This is a genomic window from Vibrio sp. 378 (assembly GCF_033339435.1).
The window spans coordinates 1-867 of sequence record NZ_JAWOUO010000294.1 but is presented as its reverse complement, the minus strand read 5'-3'; the positions used below and the strand labels follow the sequence as shown (position 1 = coordinate 867).

The 867-nt window shown below is 47.3% G+C and carries 2 protein-coding genes; both read left to right on the top strand.

The features are described from left to right. A partial coding sequence (gene mraY, locus R7Q48_RS25800; RefSeq protein WP_318133017.1) for a phospho-N-acetylmuramoyl-pentapeptide-transferase occupies window positions 1-670 on the top strand: 670 nt, incomplete at its 5' end. Between the two features lie 39 nt (window positions 671-709). Then, window positions 710-867: FAD/NAD(P)-binding protein (locus tag R7Q48_RS25795; protein ID WP_411979289.1), on the top strand; the 158-nt coding region annotated here is incomplete at its 3' end.

Sequence of the window (867 nt, the reverse complement as noted above, 5' to 3'; positions counted from 1 at the left end):
TTTGATCGCATTTGTTGTGGCATTTGCTCTATACGCTTATGGTAAAGACACAGCAGCGACGCAGCTTGTCGTGCCATTCTTTAAAGACGTGATGCCACAGCTTGGTCTGATGTACATCATTCTGACTTACTTCGTGATTGTTGGCACCAGTAATGCGGTAAACCTCACTGATGGTTTAGATGGTTTGGCTATCATGCCGACGGTACTGGTTGCTGCAGGCTTTGCCGTTATCGCTTGGGCGACTGGTAACGTTAACTTTTCTGAATATCTGCACATCCCATATCTACCGCACGCCTCTGAGCTTGTTGTGGTATGTACGGCGATTGTGGGCGCGGGTCTTGGATTCTTATGGTTCAACACCTATCCAGCACAAGTATTTATGGGTGACGTAGGCTCTCTTGCGCTAGGTGGTGCACTAGGCACTATCGCTGTTTTGGTTCGTCAAGAATTGGTGCTGGTTATCATGGGCGGTGTGTTTGTTATGGAAACACTGTCTGTAATCCTCCAAGTCGGTTCATACAAGCTGCGCGGTCAACGCATTTTCCGCATGGCACCAATTCATCATCACTACGAATTAAAAGGTTGGCCAGAACCTCGTGTAATCGTGCGATTCTGGATAATTTCTATGGTTCTTGTTCTGATTGGTCTTGCGACATTGAAAGTGCGTTAAACGCACTTTCCAAGAACAAGCAATACAGTGTGATCACATATGGAACGTTGGCAAAACATACATAACGTTGTCGTCGTAGGGCTCGGTATTACCGGGCTCTCTGTCGTTAAACACCTCCGAAAAACTCAGCCGCAATTGACGGTTAAAGTTATTGATACGCGTGACAATCCGCCAGGCGCCGAGCGTCTGCCTGAACA